15 protein-coding genes and 1 pseudogene are annotated in these 13,332 nt (G+C 73.8%); 7 read left to right on the top strand and 9 right to left on the bottom strand.

Annotation, left to right across the window (positions count from 1 at the left end; genetic code table 11):
- Positions 1 to 112: 112 nt before the first annotated feature.
- A pseudogene (locus ACZ4EF_RS02120) lies at positions 113 to 232 on the bottom strand (LPXTG cell wall anchor domain-containing protein); the annotation flags it as partial.
- A 19-nt stretch (positions 233 to 251) separates the two neighbouring features.
- Here ACZ4EF_RS02120 and ACZ4EF_RS02115 point away from each other — a divergent pair.
- From ACZ4EF_RS02115 to ACZ4EF_RS02105, 3 genes are all read left to right on the top strand, one after another.
- Positions 252 to 848, top strand: a complete 597-nt coding sequence (locus ACZ4EF_RS02115) for a hypothetical protein (protein ID WP_467502654.1) — start codon at positions 252 to 254, stop codon at positions 846 to 848.
- A 172-nt stretch (positions 849 to 1,020) separates the two neighbouring features.
- On the top strand, positions 1,021 to 2,667 hold the full coding sequence (locus tag ACZ4EF_RS02110; RefSeq protein WP_355337392.1) for a DNA repair helicase XPB: 1,647 nt from the start codon (positions 1,021 to 1,023) through the stop codon (positions 2,665 to 2,667).
- 110 nt (positions 2,668 to 2,777) lie between these two features.
- Positions 2,778 to 3,365 carry a hypothetical protein gene (locus tag ACZ4EF_RS02105; protein WP_467502284.1) on the top strand — a complete coding sequence of 196 codons (588 nt, stop codon included), beginning with the start codon at positions 2,778 to 2,780 and terminating at the stop codon, positions 3,363 to 3,365.
- A gap of 82 nt (positions 3,366 to 3,447) precedes the next feature.
- Here the strand turns inward: ACZ4EF_RS02105 and ACZ4EF_RS02100 are convergent, their stop codons facing one another.
- From ACZ4EF_RS02100 to ACZ4EF_RS02090, 3 genes are read right to left on the bottom strand one after another with little or no spacing between them, the layout of a single operon-like run.
- Positions 3,448 to 3,924 (bottom strand): hypothetical protein, encoded by a 477-nt coding sequence (locus ACZ4EF_RS02100; protein ID WP_467502282.1) that lies wholly within the window; start codon positions 3,922 to 3,924, stop codon positions 3,448 to 3,450.
- Positions 3,921 to 5,315, bottom strand: a complete 1,395-nt coding sequence (locus ACZ4EF_RS02095) for a glycosyltransferase 87 family protein (protein WP_467502280.1) — start codon at positions 5,313 to 5,315, stop codon at positions 3,921 to 3,923. Before ACZ4EF_RS02095 ends, ACZ4EF_RS02100 begins: the two co-directional genes overlap by 4 nt.
- 59 nt (positions 5,316 to 5,374) lie before the next feature.
- Positions 5,375 to 5,545 carry a hypothetical protein gene (locus ACZ4EF_RS02090; protein WP_391162493.1) on the bottom strand — a complete coding sequence of 57 codons (171 nt, stop codon included), beginning with the start codon at positions 5,543 to 5,545 and terminating at the stop codon, positions 5,375 to 5,377.
- A 481-nt stretch (positions 5,546 to 6,026) separates the two neighbouring features.
- On the opposite strand from ACZ4EF_RS02090, the gene ACZ4EF_RS02085 reads away from it, so the two are divergent.
- Positions 6,027 to 8,141 (top strand): HelD family protein, encoded by a 2,115-nt coding sequence (locus ACZ4EF_RS02085; protein WP_401309987.1) that lies wholly within the window; start codon positions 6,027 to 6,029, stop codon positions 8,139 to 8,141.
- Positions 8,142 to 8,184: 43 nt separating this feature from the next.
- Here the strand turns inward: ACZ4EF_RS02085 and ACZ4EF_RS02080 are convergent, their stop codons facing one another.
- From ACZ4EF_RS02080 to ACZ4EF_RS02070, 3 genes are all read right to left on the bottom strand, one after another.
- A complete protein-coding gene (locus ACZ4EF_RS02080) occupies positions 8,185 to 8,589 on the bottom strand; it encodes a VOC family protein (RefSeq protein WP_188285367.1) in 405 nt (134 codons plus the stop codon).
- A gap of 52 nt (positions 8,590 to 8,641) precedes the next feature.
- Positions 8,642 to 9,061 (bottom strand): helix-turn-helix transcriptional regulator, encoded by a 420-nt coding sequence (locus tag ACZ4EF_RS02075; RefSeq protein WP_391043567.1) that lies wholly within the window; start codon positions 9,059 to 9,061, stop codon positions 8,642 to 8,644.
- A gap of 103 nt (positions 9,062 to 9,164) precedes the next feature.
- Positions 9,165 to 9,875, bottom strand: a complete 711-nt coding sequence (locus tag ACZ4EF_RS02070) for a copper homeostasis protein CutC (protein WP_391043066.1) — start codon at positions 9,873 to 9,875, stop codon at positions 9,165 to 9,167.
- 60 nt (positions 9,876 to 9,935) lie between these two features.
- Between ACZ4EF_RS02070 and ACZ4EF_RS02065 the strand changes: the two genes are divergently transcribed.
- Positions 9,936 to 10,616, top strand: a complete 681-nt coding sequence (locus tag ACZ4EF_RS02065) for an HD domain-containing protein (RefSeq protein ID WP_401309983.1) — start codon at positions 9,936 to 9,938, stop codon at positions 10,614 to 10,616.
- A gap of 15 nt (positions 10,617 to 10,631) precedes the next feature.
- Here the strand turns inward: ACZ4EF_RS02065 and ACZ4EF_RS02060 are convergent, their stop codons facing one another.
- Both ACZ4EF_RS02060 and ACZ4EF_RS02055 read right to left on the bottom strand, forming a co-directional pair.
- A complete protein-coding gene (locus ACZ4EF_RS02060) occupies positions 10,632 to 10,898 on the bottom strand; it encodes a DUF4031 domain-containing protein (protein WP_355337366.1) in 267 nt (88 codons plus the stop codon).
- A gap of 25 nt (positions 10,899 to 10,923) precedes the next feature.
- Complete coding sequence (locus ACZ4EF_RS02055) at positions 10,924 to 11,277, bottom strand: hypothetical protein (protein WP_391043064.1); 354 nt, start codon at positions 11,275 to 11,277, stop codon at positions 10,924 to 10,926.
- A gap of 89 nt (positions 11,278 to 11,366) precedes the next feature.
- Between ACZ4EF_RS02055 and ACZ4EF_RS02050 the strand changes: the two genes are divergently transcribed.
- Entirely contained in the window at positions 11,367 to 12,335 is a 969-nt protein-coding gene (locus tag ACZ4EF_RS02050) for a MurR/RpiR family transcriptional regulator (protein WP_391043062.1), read from the top strand.
- A gap of 40 nt (positions 12,336 to 12,375) precedes the next feature.
- A complete protein-coding gene (gene murQ, locus ACZ4EF_RS02045; RefSeq protein ID WP_355337360.1) occupies positions 12,376 to 13,320 on the top strand; it encodes an N-acetylmuramic acid 6-phosphate etherase in 945 nt (314 codons plus the stop codon).
- Positions 13,321 to 13,332 lie beyond the last annotated feature (12 nt).

Genomic DNA, 13,332 nt, shown 5'->3' with positions numbered 1-13,332 from the left:
CTTGCCCCCCTCGGATAGGCACCGTCATGGCGGCGCATACCCGCGACCGGCCGCCGTACGCCGTCCGCACACGACGACTCGGACGGCCGATCTCCTTGGGCGGCAGGGGACTTCAGCCGTGGCGGCCCCTGCGTCGCGTCGCCGCGACGAGCAGCCCGCCCGCTCCCAGCGCTCCGGCCGCTGCGACGGCCAGCCACTCGGTCTCCGCACCGGTGTGCGGGAGGTGTCCGGGGGGCGAGGTCGGAGGGGACGTGGGCGGGGAGGTCGGGGGCGTCGTCCAGCCCGTCGTCGGCGGCGTGGTGGGGGGCGTCGTGGGGGGTGTCGTCGGAGGTGAGGTGGGGGGCGTGGTCGGCGGGGAGGTCGGCGGCGTCGTCGGAGGCGTCGTCCAGCCCGTCGTCGGCGGCGTGGTGGGCGGGGACGTGGGAGGCGAGGTCGGAGGCGAGGTGGGCGGCGTGGTCGGCGGCGTGGTCGGCGGCGGCGTCCAGCCCGTCGTCGGCGGCGTGGTGGGCGGGGACGTGGGAGGCGAGGTCGGAGGCGTCGTGGGAGGCGTCGTGGGCGGTGACGAGTACGGCGGGGTCGTCGGCGGGCACGACGTGCTCTCGCTGGGCGACGGCCACCCGGTGTCGGGGGCGGACGACCATCCCGTATCGCTGTACGAGGGCCCGTCCGCCGGGCTCGGGGCCGCGCCGGCCGCCGAACCGGGGAGCAGCAGCCCGGCCGCGGCCATGACCGCGGCGCCGACGACGGCTGTGGAGGCCGCTACGGCCCGCAGCTTCCCCCGCTCACGCGGGTCTGCGGGGGGAAGCGCGGGGGGAGGAGACAGTGGGTTGTCCATAGCGGGCAGATAACAGCAGGTCGGGTGCGACGCGCCGGTCGCCACGTACGCGATCGGCGCAGCTTCGCTCGGATGGCGAACGGTTGCGCGCAGGGTTGGCCGCCATCGGGGTGAACCGCGACACGCGGTCTTGACCGCCATTCGCAGTACAATTCTCTGTTCGGTCCCGTCAGCGGAGGTAATGCGTGTCCTGTCTCATCGTGCAGAGCGACAAAACGCTCCTCCTGGAGGTCGATCACGAGCAGGCGGACGCCTGCCGCCGGGCCATCGCGCCCTTCGCGGAGCTGGAGCGCGCCCCCGAGCACATCCACACCTACCGGCTGACCCCGCTCGGCCTGTGGAACGCGCGGGCGGCGGGCCACGACGCCGAGCAGGTGGTGGACGCGCTGGTCGAGTACTCGCGCTATCCGGTGCCGCACGCGCTGCTGGTCGACGTGGCCGAGACGATGGACCGCTACGGGCGGCTGCGGCTGAGCAAGCACCCCACCCACGGCCTGGTGCTGACCAGCACCGACCGCCCGGTCCTCGAGGAGATCCTGCGCTCGAAGAAGATCCAGCCGCTGGTGGGCGCCCGGATCGACCCGGACACGGTGCTGGTGCACCCCTCCGAGCGCGGCCAGATCAAGCAGGTGCTGCTCAAGCTCGGCTGGCCCGCCGAGGACTTCGCCGGTTACGTGGACGGCGAGGCGCACCCGATCGAGCTGGACGAGACCGGCTGGGCGCTGCGGCCGTACCAGCGGCAGGCCGTGGAGAACTTCTGGCACGGCGGCTCCGGTGTCGTCGTGCTGCCCTGCGGCGCGGGCAAGACGCTGGTCGGCGCGGGCGCGATGGCCGAGGCCAAGGCGACCACGCTGATCCTGGTGACGAACACCGTCTCGGCGCGGCAGTGGAAGAGCGAGCTGATCAAGCGGACGTCGCTGACCGAGGAGGAGATCGGCGAGTACAGCGGCACCCGCAAGGAGATCCGGCCGGTCACCATCGCCACGTACCAGGTGCTGACGACCAAGCGGAAGGGCGTCTACGCGCACCTGGAGCTGTTCGACTCCCGCGACTGGGGCCTGATCCTCTACGACGAGGTGCACCTGCTGCCCGCGCCGGTCTTCAAGTTCACCGCCGACCTCCAGGCCCGGCGGCGGCTCGGCCTGACCGCGACGCTGGTGCGCGAGGACGGCCGCGAGTCCGACGTCTTCTCCCTCATCGGCCCGAAGCGGTTCGACGCGCCCTGGAAGGAGATCGAGGCGCAGGGCTACATCGCGCCCGCCGACTGCGTCGAGGTCCGCGTCAACCTCACCGACTCCGAGCGGCTCGCCTACGCGACCGCCGAGCCCGAGGAGAAGTACCGCTACTGCGCCACGACCGCCACCAAGCGGCGCGTCACCGAGGCCCTGGTCGCCCAGCACAAGGGGCAGCAGACCCTCGTCATCGGCCAGTACATCGACCAGCTCGACGAGTTGGGCGAGCACCTCAACGCCCCCGTCATCAAGGGCGAGACCACCAACGCCCAGCGCGAGAAGCTCTTCGGCGCCTTCCGCAACGGCGAGATCTCCGTCCTGGTCGTCTCCAAGGTCGCCAACTTCTCCATCGACCTCCCCGAGGCCACCGTCGCCATCCAGGTCTCCGGCACCTTCGGCTCCCGCCAGGAGGAGGCCCAGCGCCTCGGCCGCGTCCTGCGCCCCAAGGCCGACGGCCACGAGGCCCGCTTCTACTCCGTCGTCGCCCGCGACACCATCGACCAGGACTTCGCCGCCCACCGCCAGCGCTTCCTCGCCGAACAGGGCTACGCCTATCGCATCATCGACGCCGACGGCCTCCTGGAAGGCGAGACGGCCTAGACCGTTTCCGATCTCCTGGGCCGTTTCCGATCTCCAAGGCCACGAAGGGGATCTCCGAATACGCGGGCACGGCGTCCGACGGCCGGGGAGAGGGCGGTGAGCAGCGCTTCATGCCACACGGGACTGCGCTCACCGCGCTGAGGGACGCCGTCGCCACCGGACGCGACCAGTACGAGGTGCGGCTCACCTCTCCGGGCTTGAGGAAACTCGCCGCCTACGCCTATGTGGCCGAGCAGTTCGGCTACCGGTACGCGGGCCCGGCGCCCGGCAGCCGCTCGATGAACCAGCCGCTGATGACCTTCCGGCGGAGCCCGGAGTCGGGGGATCTCGCCGCGCGGACCGCGGCCCGGTATCCCGACCCGGCCGGGGGCGGTCCGCTGCCGGGGATGGTCGAGGGACGCGGACTGCGGCCCGCGAGGTCGGCGGCGGGTGACGTGCGCCTGATCCATTCGCGGATGGTCGTCGACGCGTGCCTGCGCTACGGCCGACGGGTACTGAAGAACATCCTGGTGCTGCTCGTCGTCATAGCGGTCGTCCTCTTCTTTCCCGGATACACCGTGCGTCACGTCCTCGTCGGCGCGGGCGTATGGCTGGCTTTCTTCGCCGTGTACCTGATCGGGCTCGGCATCGCGCGGCTCAGACTCGCGCGGCACCGGAACCGCTTGGCGGCAAGCGGAGTCCAGTGGCCGCCGCCGTAGATCCAGGCGGAGGCGGGAGTCCGCGGCAGCGACTGCCGCCGCTGACCGCTGCCGTGCGGGCCCGGCGTCATGACGACGGGGCTCAGCCGGCGGCGGGGAGGTGGAAGTAGATCAGGAGGGTGGTGACGGCGAGGAGCGGGGCGGCGAGGGAGGCGACGGCGCGGGTCGTGCGGTGGCGCAGGCGCCAGGGGAGGGCCCAGGACACGACGAGCGCGACGACGGCGAGCAGGAGGACGGCGGGGGCGACCAGGAGCATGGTGGTCAGCGCCTGGCAGCCGTTCGGCGTGCAGGAGTTCGTCGCCATCGGGGAGAACATCGCGATCAGGCCGCAGAAGGCGATGACCGGGCCGCCGAGGACGGTGGCGATCAGCGGGGCGACGTAGGCGTGGCTGTCGTGGTCCGGCGGCCTGAAGCGGGGCACGAAGGGAGGCATGACGGGGGCGGGGCCGTAGGCGGGGCTCTGCCGGACCTGCGGACGGGCGCCCGCGCCGTGCTGCCACTCGTGCGGCTGCGGCGGGCCGTACGGGTCCTGCGGGACGTACGGGCGGCTGTTGGTCATGTCATCCATTCAACGGACCGGGCGGCCGGGCCGGATCCGGCGTCGTACTCAGGTCGGCGTGGGCGGGTACTCAGGGCGGTGCCGGCCAGCAGGGCGAGGCCGAGCAGGGGGTAGGGGGCGGCGAGGGGCTGTTCCCACCAGGAGAAGCGCAGGTCGCGGTCGCCCTGGTGCGGCACGAGCCACATGCTGCGGCCGTAGAAGACGGCGGCGCACCCGAGGAGCGCGGCGCGGCGGCCGAGCAGGTCGGCGGCGCGCGGGCCGCGCGACCGTGCCGTACGGGAGCCGGGGCCGGGGCCGCTGTCCGGGCCTGGACCTGGGCCTGGGTCCTCCGCGGACAGGCGCGTGGCCAGGAACGCCAGGAGGGGCACGCACCAGACCCAGTGGTGGGACCAGCTCACCGGCGAGACCAGCAGCGCGGTGACGGCGGCGCAGAGCAGGCCGAGCGCGGGCCGGCCGCCGCGGTGGGCGCGGGCGGCGACGGCGAGTCCCGCGGCGGCGGTGACCAGGGCGGACGCGGCCCAGAGCAGGCCGGGGGCCGGGGTGTGCAGGACGCGGGCGAGCAGACCCTGGAGGGACTGGTTGTCGACGATCCAGACCTCGCCGACCCGGTCGGTCTCGTAGAGCCGGGCGGTCCAGAAGTCCAGCGAGGCGCCGGGCAGGACGGCGAGCCCGAGCGCCGCGCTCGCGGCGAATCCGGCGGCGGCGCGGGCCGCCTCCCGGCGGCGGCCGGTGAGCGCGAGGTGCACGGCCAGCAGCGCGGGCGTGATCTTGACGCCCGCCGCGAGGCCCAGCGCGAACCCCTTGCCGCGCGCGCCCTCGGGGCGGGTGAGGTCCCACAGGACGAGGACGGCGACGGCGAGGTTGATCTGCCCGAAGACCACCGTCTGGAAGACGGGTTCGAGCCAGAGCGCGCCCGCGGTGCCGAGCAGGACGGGCGCCGCGTACCGCCGGGACCGTACGGCGTCGGCGGCGGCGGTCCCGGTGTCCGCGGCCAGCCGCAGGGAGAGGCGGACGAGGGCGGCCAGCAGGGCCAGATTGGCGGCGACGCAGGCCGCGCGGGCGGCCGACAGCGGGAGCCGGGCGACCGGGGTGAAGAGCAGGGCCGCGAAGGGCGGGTACGTGGCGGGCAGCCGCCAGCGTGTGACGCGGAATCCGTACAGGTCCCGGCCGCCCAGGACGGCGGCGCCTTCGGCGCGGTAGACCTGAAGGTCGGCCATCGGGACCGGGCGGCGGAGCCACCAGGCAGCGAAGAGGGCGAGGGAGAGCGCGAGCGCGGCGAGCGCCAGCGCGGTGGTGCCGGGACAGCGGGCGCTACGGGGACGGCGAGGGTCGGCGGGACGGTCGGCGGGACGGTCGGCGGGGGGCGCCGGGCCGAGCGCGGGAGCGGTCACCGCGGCGACAGTAGTGGACCTGCCCGCCGGTGATCGTCAACGCGGCGCGGGGCCGCCGCTCAGTGACGCTTGCCCTCGTTGCCGAGCAGCACCACTTCGACGGCCGTGACGGCGAAGACACGGACCGCGCGCAGCGTGCTTCCCAGCAGGTGGCGGGGGTGATCGGGGCGGGCACCGAGAGCGGTGCCGCCGTGGACGGTGGGACCTGGGGCAACGGTGGTGGTGGTCATGAATCCACCGTACGAAATCAGGCATACGGCCTACGTCGGGCTCAGGGCTTAACTCGCACGCTCCGTGTCCGGCTCTGGTCTGACACCGGACCCTGACCCGGGTATCAGGGTCACCCCTGAGGCCCTACGACCTGCGGCTCCCCCGGGCCCCGATCCCCCACGCCGCCGCGCCGCCCGAGCCCCGCCAAAGCCCCGCCCGCGCCCCTACCAGGACCCGCCCGCGCCATGTCCCCACCCCGACCGCACCTCGCCAGGCCCCGCCCGCGCCGCGTCCCCGCCCGGCCCGGGCCGCGCCCCCGCCCCGTCCGACCGCAGGTCGAACGGGGGGTGAAATTCATTCGCGGCTCCCCGCGCGGACGCGTATGATCGCCGGTCTTGCCGCCTCCCCACGGGAGTGCCGCCGGCCGGACGGAAACCGGTCGGCTCGTCGCCTCGCCGACGACCCCTCGCGTACGCACTCGTATCAGCCGGAGGCAAAGCCGTGCCCTCGCACGTCCCGACCCAGGGCAGCAGCCCCAGCCCGCAGGACCGCACCGACCACTCCCCCGACCCGCTCGGCAGGGAACGCTCCCACCTCGCCTCGTCCCGTACCGCGCTGCGCGCCATGCGGCACGACGTGGAGTCGCTCGACATCGCGGACGTGACGGGAAACTGGGTCAACGCCAAGATCCTCGCCGCCGAGATCGACGACCGCATCAAGGCGCTCTCCGACCTCGCCGACACCCCGCTCTTCTTCGGCCGCCTGGACTACCTGCACGCGCCCGGCACGGAACTGGCCGAGGGCGCGACCGGCGAGCAGTTCTACATCGGCCGCCGCCATGTGCACGACGCGGACGGCGACCCGATGGTGATCGACTGGCGCGCGCCGGTCTCGCAGCCCTTCTACCAGGCGTCGCGCCGCAAGCCGATGGACGTACGGCTGCGCCGCAGGTTCGGCTACACCGGCGGGGACCTGACCGCGTACGAGGACGAGTACCTCACCGACCCGCCGGAGGGCGCGGCGGATCCGGGGACGTCGAGCAAGCTGCTCCAGAGCGAGATCGAACGGCCCCGCGTCGGCCCCATGCGCGACATCGTCGCCACCATCCAGCCCGAGCAGGACGAGATCGTCCGCGCCGACATCACCGGGAGCGTCTGCGTGCAGGGCGCGCCCGGCACCGGGAAGACCGCCGTCGGCCTGCACCGGGTCGCGTATCTGCTCTACGCGCACCGCGAGCGGCTGGCGCGGACCGGCACGCTGGTGATCGGGCCGAACCGGTCCTTCCTCCAGTACATCGAGCAAGTGCTGCCCGCGCTGGGCGAGTTGCAGGTCAAGCAGGCCACCGTGGACGACCTGGTGGCCCATGTCGAGGTGCGCGGCACCGACTCGGCGGCGGCGGCCACGGTCAAGGGCGACGCGCGGATGGCGGAGGTGCTGCGACGGGCGGTGCGGTCCGGCATCCGGATGCCCACCGAGCCGGTGATGGTGGTGCGCGGCTCGCGGCGCTGGCGGGTCCCGGCGTACGAACTGGAAGAGATCGTCAAGGAGTTGGCGGCCCGCGACATCCGGTACGGCGCCGCGCACGACGCGCTGCCGCAGCGGATCGCGCACGTCGTCCTCGTACAGATGGAGCGCTCGGGCGAGGCGCCGGACGACCGCGTGCAGGACGCGGTGGCGCGAACTCCCGCCGTGAAGGCGGCCGTCAAGGCGTGCTGGCCCGCGGTCGATCCGGCCAAGACGGTGCTGCGGCTGCTGTCGGACCCGGAGTTCCTGGCCGAGGCGGCGGACGGGGTGCTGGACGCCGAGGAGCAGCGGACGATCCTGTGGGCGAAGCCCGCGCGGGGGCTCGCGTCGGCCAAGTGGTCAGCCGCCGACGCGGTGTTGATCGACGAGGCGTACGACCTCGTGCAGCGGACGTCGTCGCTCGGGCATGTGGTGCTGGACGAGGCGCAGGACCTGTCGCCGATGCAGTACCGCGCGGTGGGGCGGCGCTGCTCGACCGGGTCCGCGACCGTGCTCGGCGACCTCGCGCAGGGCACCACGCCCTGGGCCACCGGCTCGTGGGCCGAGGCGCTGGGCCATCTCGGCAAGCCGGACGCCCGCGTCGAGGAGTTGACGGCCGGTTTCCGTGTGCCGCGCGAAGTGATCGCGTACGCCACGCGGCTGCTGCCGCAGATCGCGCCGGGCCTCGCGCCCGCCACGTCCGTCCGTGAGGCGGCCGGCACGATGTCGGTACGGGCCGTCGCCGCCGGCGCGCTGGACGCGGCCGTGCTCGCGGCCTGCGACACGGCGCTCCGGCACGAGGGGTCCGTCGGCCTGATCGCCGCCGACCCGCGGATTCCCGTACTGGCCACGGCACTTGAGGCCGCCGGAATCCAGTACGTCTCGCCCGGTGAGGAGACCTCCGCCGAGGCCCGCGTCACGCTGGTGCCCGCGTCCCTGGCCAAGGGCCTGGAGTACGACTACGTCGTGCTCGACGAGCCCGCGGACATCGTGGCCGCCGAGCCCGACGTCCGCACCGGCCTGCGACGCCTGTACGTCTGCCTCACCCGCGCCGTCTCCGGCCTCGCGGTGCTGCACACCGCGCCGCTCCCCGAGGCCCTGGCCCCGGCCTAGGCCGCGTCCGCAAGGTCTCGTCTGGCGGGCGCGCCGCTGCGCGCTACGCCTGCTCGATGCGGAAGAAGTTGCCCGCCGGATCCCGTACGGCGCCGTCCCGCACCCCCCACGGCTGGCTGGCGGGCTCCTGGAGCACCTCGGCCCCCGCCGCCCCCGCGACGGCCTCGAACGTCGCGTCGAGGTCGTCGCTGCGGAAGTGCAGCGGCCGCAGTTCCCCCTTGGCCAGCAGCGCCGCCAGCGTGTCCCCGTCCTCCTTCGACCGCCCCGCGTGCGGCTGCGACAGCACGATCTGGATCTCCGGCTGGCTCTTGGTCGTCAGCGTGATCCACCGGAAGCCGTCGTGCTCGACCTCATTGCGCACGGTGAGACCGAGGGTGTCCCGGTAGAAGACGAGGGCGGCGTCGGGGTCGTCGACGAAGACGTGCACGGCACTGATGGAAACGGTCATACGGCCGATGCTAGGGGCTGTCCGGCCGATATCGGAGGCGACGGGCGCGGGCTCACAGCGGCGAACGCGCGGCGGCGCCTCCCGTCTTGCGGGGGCGGGTCACCAGCATGACCTGGCAGCCGGGGACGACCTCCAAGTCGCTGTGGTCGCGGGCGCGGTAGGCGCTGGGGGTCTCGCCGACGATCTGGGTGAAGCGGGCGGAGAAGGAGCCGAGGCTGGTGCAGCCGACGGCGAAGCAGGCGTCGGTGACGCTGACGTCGCCGCGCCGCAGGAGGGCGGTGGCGCGCTCGATGCGGCGGGTCATGAGGTAGGAGTACGGGGTCTCGCCGTACGCCGCGCGGAACTGGCGGCTGAAGTGGCCGGTCGACATCAGCGCGGTCCGGGCCAGGGCCGGGACGTCGAGCGGCTGGGCGTACTCGCGGTCCATACGGTCGCGGGCACGCCGAAGGAGCCGCAGCTCGTCCAGGTCCATGACGCTCATGGCTCCATTGTGGCGCGGGGGTACGACAACCGCCGGTACGCGCCCCGGCCCGGCGGGACCGTCCGGGGCGGCGCGACGGCCGTACCGCCCGGCCTCAGGAGACCGGGACCGGGGTGTCCAGGGCGGCGCGCCAGCGGGCGACCGCGCGGACGTCGACCGGGGAGGCCCAGCCCGCGGGGCGCACGGCGCCGCCGACGTGGAAGCCGTCGAGCCCGGCGCCGCGCAGGTGCGGCACATGCTCCAGGAGCAGGCCGCCGCCGACGAGGAGCTGGGGTTCGTACCCCGGCTCGCCGGTGCGCGCGGCCTCGTCGCAGAGCACCGGGAGCCCGGCGGGCACGCCGTCCGCGGCGCCCGCGGTGAGGTACGTGTCGAGGCCCGGCAGCCCGGCGAGCTGGAGGCGGAGCGCGTCGCGGTCGGCGGCGCGGTCGATGGCCCGGTGGAAGGTCCAGCGGCAGCCGTCGATGACGTCGACCAGCGCGTGCACGGCGTCGAGGTCGGCGCGCCCGCCGTCGTCGAGGAAGCCGAGGACGAACTCGTCGGCGCCCTCGGACCGCAGGGACTGCGCGGCGGCGCACAGGGCGTCGAGGTCGCGCGCGTCACCGGCGCTGAATCCGTCGGACAGCCGCAGCATGACGCGCAGCGGGATGTCGACGGCCGCCCTGATCGCCCCGAAGGTGGCGCGGGAGGGGGTGAGCCCGTCCGCGGCCATGTCGGTGACCAGTTCGAGGCGGTCCGCGCCGCCGTCCCGGGCCGCTACGGCATCGTCCGCGCCGAGGGCGATCACCTCGAAGATTGGTCTAGACATATGAGCAAGGGTGCCACATGCGTCACTCCCGCGCGAGACGTGTAGCGCACAATTACCGGCATGTCCTTCACGCCCGCCGCCCCTCACCCCCGCTACGACGCCCTGCTCGCCGAGTGGTGCGACCTGCTGCGCCGCTGCCAGGAGCCGACAGCGGACGACGCGCCCGCCCCCGACCCCGCGCCGTACGGCGCCGATCTGCTCGGCCGCTGGGCCGAACCGCAGCGGCGTTACCACACGCTGGACCATCTCCAGGCGGTCCTGGACCACGCCACCGAACTGACCGCGTACGCCGCCGATCCGGACGCGGTGGCCCTCGCCGCCTGGTTCCACGACGCGGTCTACCGCCCCGACCGCTCGGAGAACGAGGAGCGCAGCGCCCACCTCGCCGAACGCGCCCTGCCCGAGGCGGGCGTGGCCGCCGACCGCACCGCCGAGGTCGCCCGCCTGGTGCGTCTGACGGTCACCCACGACCCGGCCGAGGGCGACCACAACGGCGCGGTCCTCTGCGACGCCGACCTCGCCGTCCTGGCCGGCGACCCCGCCGCCTACGCGGCCTACGCCGCCGCCGTCCGCTCCGAGTACGGCTTCGTCCCCGACGACGCCTTCCGCGCCGGCCGCGCCGCCGTCCTGCGCCAACTCCTCGCCCTCCCCGCCCTGTTCCGCACCCCTTACGGCAAGGACCAGTGGGAGCGCACGGCGCGCCGCAATCTGACGACGGAGCTGGAGCTGCTCACGGCCTGACGGAGCCGGACCTGCTCACGGCCTGACGTATTTGCGCCGCCGCAGGCCCGCGGCGGTCAGCAGGCGGACGATCTCCTTGCTGCCGGTCTCGACCGCGCCGAGGGCGACCGCGTCGGCGTACCGCTCGGAGGGGATGTCGTAGTGGTCGCGTTCGAAGGCGCGGGACGGGGCGCCGAGGCGGGCGGCGAAGGCGTGCAGTTCGGCGTAGGAGACGTCGCTGACCAGGTGGGACCAGTGGCGGCCGTGGCCGGGCCAGGTCGGCGGGTCGATGTAGAGGGTCATGAGGGGTCCGACTCGGTGTCGTGGGTCATACCGGGTTCACCGGGGTCAGGGCGCCGACAGGGGCGACGACGGCGCCGCGGGCCTCGCAGACCCAGTGCGGGTCGGGGCCGAGTTCGGGTTCGACGGCCAGGGCGTGCGGGTCGTCGCAGTCGGGGCACAGCGGCCAGCGCCCGTAGCGTTCGAGCAGGGCGTCCTGGACGTCCTGGGCGAGCAGCCCGGGGATGTACTCCGCGCCGTCCGGCCACTGCTCCAGCCACCAGCGGCGCTTGCTGACGGCGTCCTCGACCAGCGAGACGATATCGGCCTCCGCGACACCGCGGGCGCTGAGGTCGGACAGCACGAGAGCGCGGGCACCATGCAGCACGGTTTCACCTTCCATCCCTCCATTGTCGCAAGCCCGGCGGACGCGGACGCCGTGATCGTCGGGTGCCTTGACGTACGGCCGTCTCTGAAAATACCTTTCAGAAGGTGACCTATAGCGTGAAGGAAACTTTCTCCCCGAGCGTCCGCGCCCTCCGCGGCGTGTCCGGCGCGCCCGTCCTCCCCGTCACGCCCCCCGACCCGGGGGCCCTCGCCGCCAAGGTCCGCACCCTCGCGCCGTCGATGACCCGGTCCATGCACCGGGTCGCGGAAGCCGTCGCGGGTGATCCGGCGGGCTGTGCCCATCTGACCGTCACGGCGCTCGCGGTGCGTACCGGCACCAGCGAGGCGACCGTCGTCCGCACCGCCCGGCTGCTGGGCTACCCCGGCTACCGCGATCTGCGGCTGGCGCTGGCCGCGCTCGCCGCCCAGCAGGCCACCGGGGCGCCGCCCGCCGTCACCGCCGACATCGCCGTCGACGACCCGCTCGCCGACGTGGTCACCAAGCTGGCCATGGAGGAGCAGCAGACCCTCGCCGACACCGCCGCCCAGCTCGACATGGGCCAACTGGAGGCCGCCGTCGCCGCGTTGGCCGCCGCGCGGCGGACCGACATCTACGGGATAGCCGCGTCCGCGCTGGTCGGCCAGGACCTGGCGCAGAAGCTGCTGCGGATCGGCCTGATCGCGCACGCGCACGCCGACCCGCACCTGGCGGTCACCAACGCCGTACAGCTCAAGCCGGGCGACGTGGCCCTGGCCATCACGCACTCGGGCAGTACGCACGACGTCATCGAGCCGCTGCGGGCCGCGTTCGACCGGGGGGCGACGACCATCGCCATCACCGGCCGGGCGGACGGCGCGGTCACGCAGTACGCCGATCTGGTGCTGACCACGTCCACCTCCCGCGAGAGCGAGCTGCGGCCCGCCGCGATGTCCAGTCGTACGAGTCAGCTCCTCGTCGTCGACTGTCTGTTCATCGGCGTCGCGCAGCGCACCTACGAGACCGCGGCCCCGGCGCTGTCCGCCTCGTACGAAGCGCTCGCGCACCGGCACAGTCCCCGCTCGGGCCGCGCCTGACGGCCGGTCCGCACCACTCCACGACCCCCACAGCAGAAGGATGAACGAGCCGCATATGTCGCACTACACCGAGCTGCGCCGCGAGCTGGAGACCCTCACCACCGAGGCGTTCCGGCCCGAGCTCGCCGAGATCGACCGGATGCCCACCCTGGAGATCGCGCGGACCATGAACGGTGAGGACGCCACCGTTCCGGCCGCGGTCGCCGGGCAGTTGCCCGTGATCGCCGCCGCCATCGACGGGATCGCCGCCCGGATGGAACGCGGCGGACGGCTGATCTACGCGGGCGCCGGTACGGCGGGCAGGCTCGGCGTGCTCGACGCGAGCGAGTGCCCGCCGACCTTCAACACCACGCCGGGACGCGAGGTGCTCGGACTGATCGCGGGCGGCCCGTCCGCGATGATCACCTCCATCGAGGGCGCGGAGGACAGCAAGGAGCTGGCCGCCGCCGACCTCGCCGCGCTCGGACTGACCCCGGCCGACAGCGTCGTCGGCGTCTCCGCCTCCGGGCGCACTCCCTACGCGGTCGGCGCGGTGGAGTACGCGCGCGCCACGGGGGCGCTCACCGTGGGCCTGTCCTGCAACGCGGACTCGCCGCTCGCGGCGGCGGCCGACCACGGCATCGAGGTCGTCGTCGGGCCCGAACTGATCGCCGGTTCCACCCGGTTGAAGTCCGGCACCGCGCAGAAGCTCGTGCTCAACATGCTCTCGACCATCACGATGATCCGGCTCGGCAAGACCTACGGGAACCTCATGGTCGACGTGCGGGCCTCCAACGAGAAGCTGCGGGCGCGCTCGCGGCGGATCGTCGCGCTGGCCACCGGCGCGGACGAGGAGGCGATCGAGGACGCGCTGACCGCCACCGACGGCGAGGTCAAGCACGCGATCTTGACGCTGCTCGCCCATGTGGACGCGGCCACGGCGGCCCGGCTGCTGACGGAGTCGGGCGGCCACCTGCGGCAGGCGCTGGAGGCCGCGCCGAAGTAGCCGCGCGGGAGC

Source organism: Streptomyces sp. NPDC025721 (assembly GCF_055558595.1).
This window is presented reverse-complemented; position numbering and strand designations above follow the sequence as displayed.

Bases quoted from the DNA above. Each gene is read 5' to 3' on its own strand.
- murQ (WP_355337360.1), top strand. From the start codon at position 12,376: ATGAACGAGCCGCATATGTCGCACTACACCGAGCTGCGCCGCGAGCTG.
- ACZ4EF_RS02090 (WP_391162493.1), bottom strand. From the start codon at position 5,545: ATGACCACCACCACCGTTGCCCCAGGTCCCACCGTCCACGGCGGCACC.
- ACZ4EF_RS02080 (WP_188285367.1), bottom strand. From the start codon at position 8,589: ATGACCGTTTCCATCAGTGCCGTGCACGTCTTCGTCGACGACCCCGAC.
- ACZ4EF_RS02065 (WP_401309983.1), top strand. From the start codon at position 9,936: ATGTCCTTCACGCCCGCCGCCCCTCACCCCCGCTACGACGCCCTGCTC.
- ACZ4EF_RS02060 (WP_355337366.1), bottom strand. From the start codon at position 10,898: ATGACCCTCTACATCGACCCGCCGACCTGGCCCGGCCACGGCCGCCAC.
- ACZ4EF_RS02105 (WP_467502284.1), top strand. From the start codon at position 2,778: ATGCCACACGGGACTGCGCTCACCGCGCTGAGGGACGCCGTCGCCACC.
- ACZ4EF_RS02100 (WP_467502282.1), bottom strand. From the start codon at position 3,924: ATGACCAACAGCCGCCCGTACGTCCCGCAGGACCCGTACGGCCCGCCG.
- ACZ4EF_RS02055 (WP_391043064.1), bottom strand. From the start codon at position 11,277: ATGGAAGGTGAAACCGTGCTGCATGGTGCCCGCGCTCTCGTGCTGTCC.
- ACZ4EF_RS02070 (WP_391043066.1), bottom strand. From the start codon at position 9,875: ATGTCTAGACCAATCTTCGAGGTGATCGCCCTCGGCGCGGACGATGCC.
- ACZ4EF_RS02075 (WP_391043567.1), bottom strand. From the start codon at position 9,061: ATGGACCTGGACGAGCTGCGGCTCCTTCGGCGTGCCCGCGACCGTATG.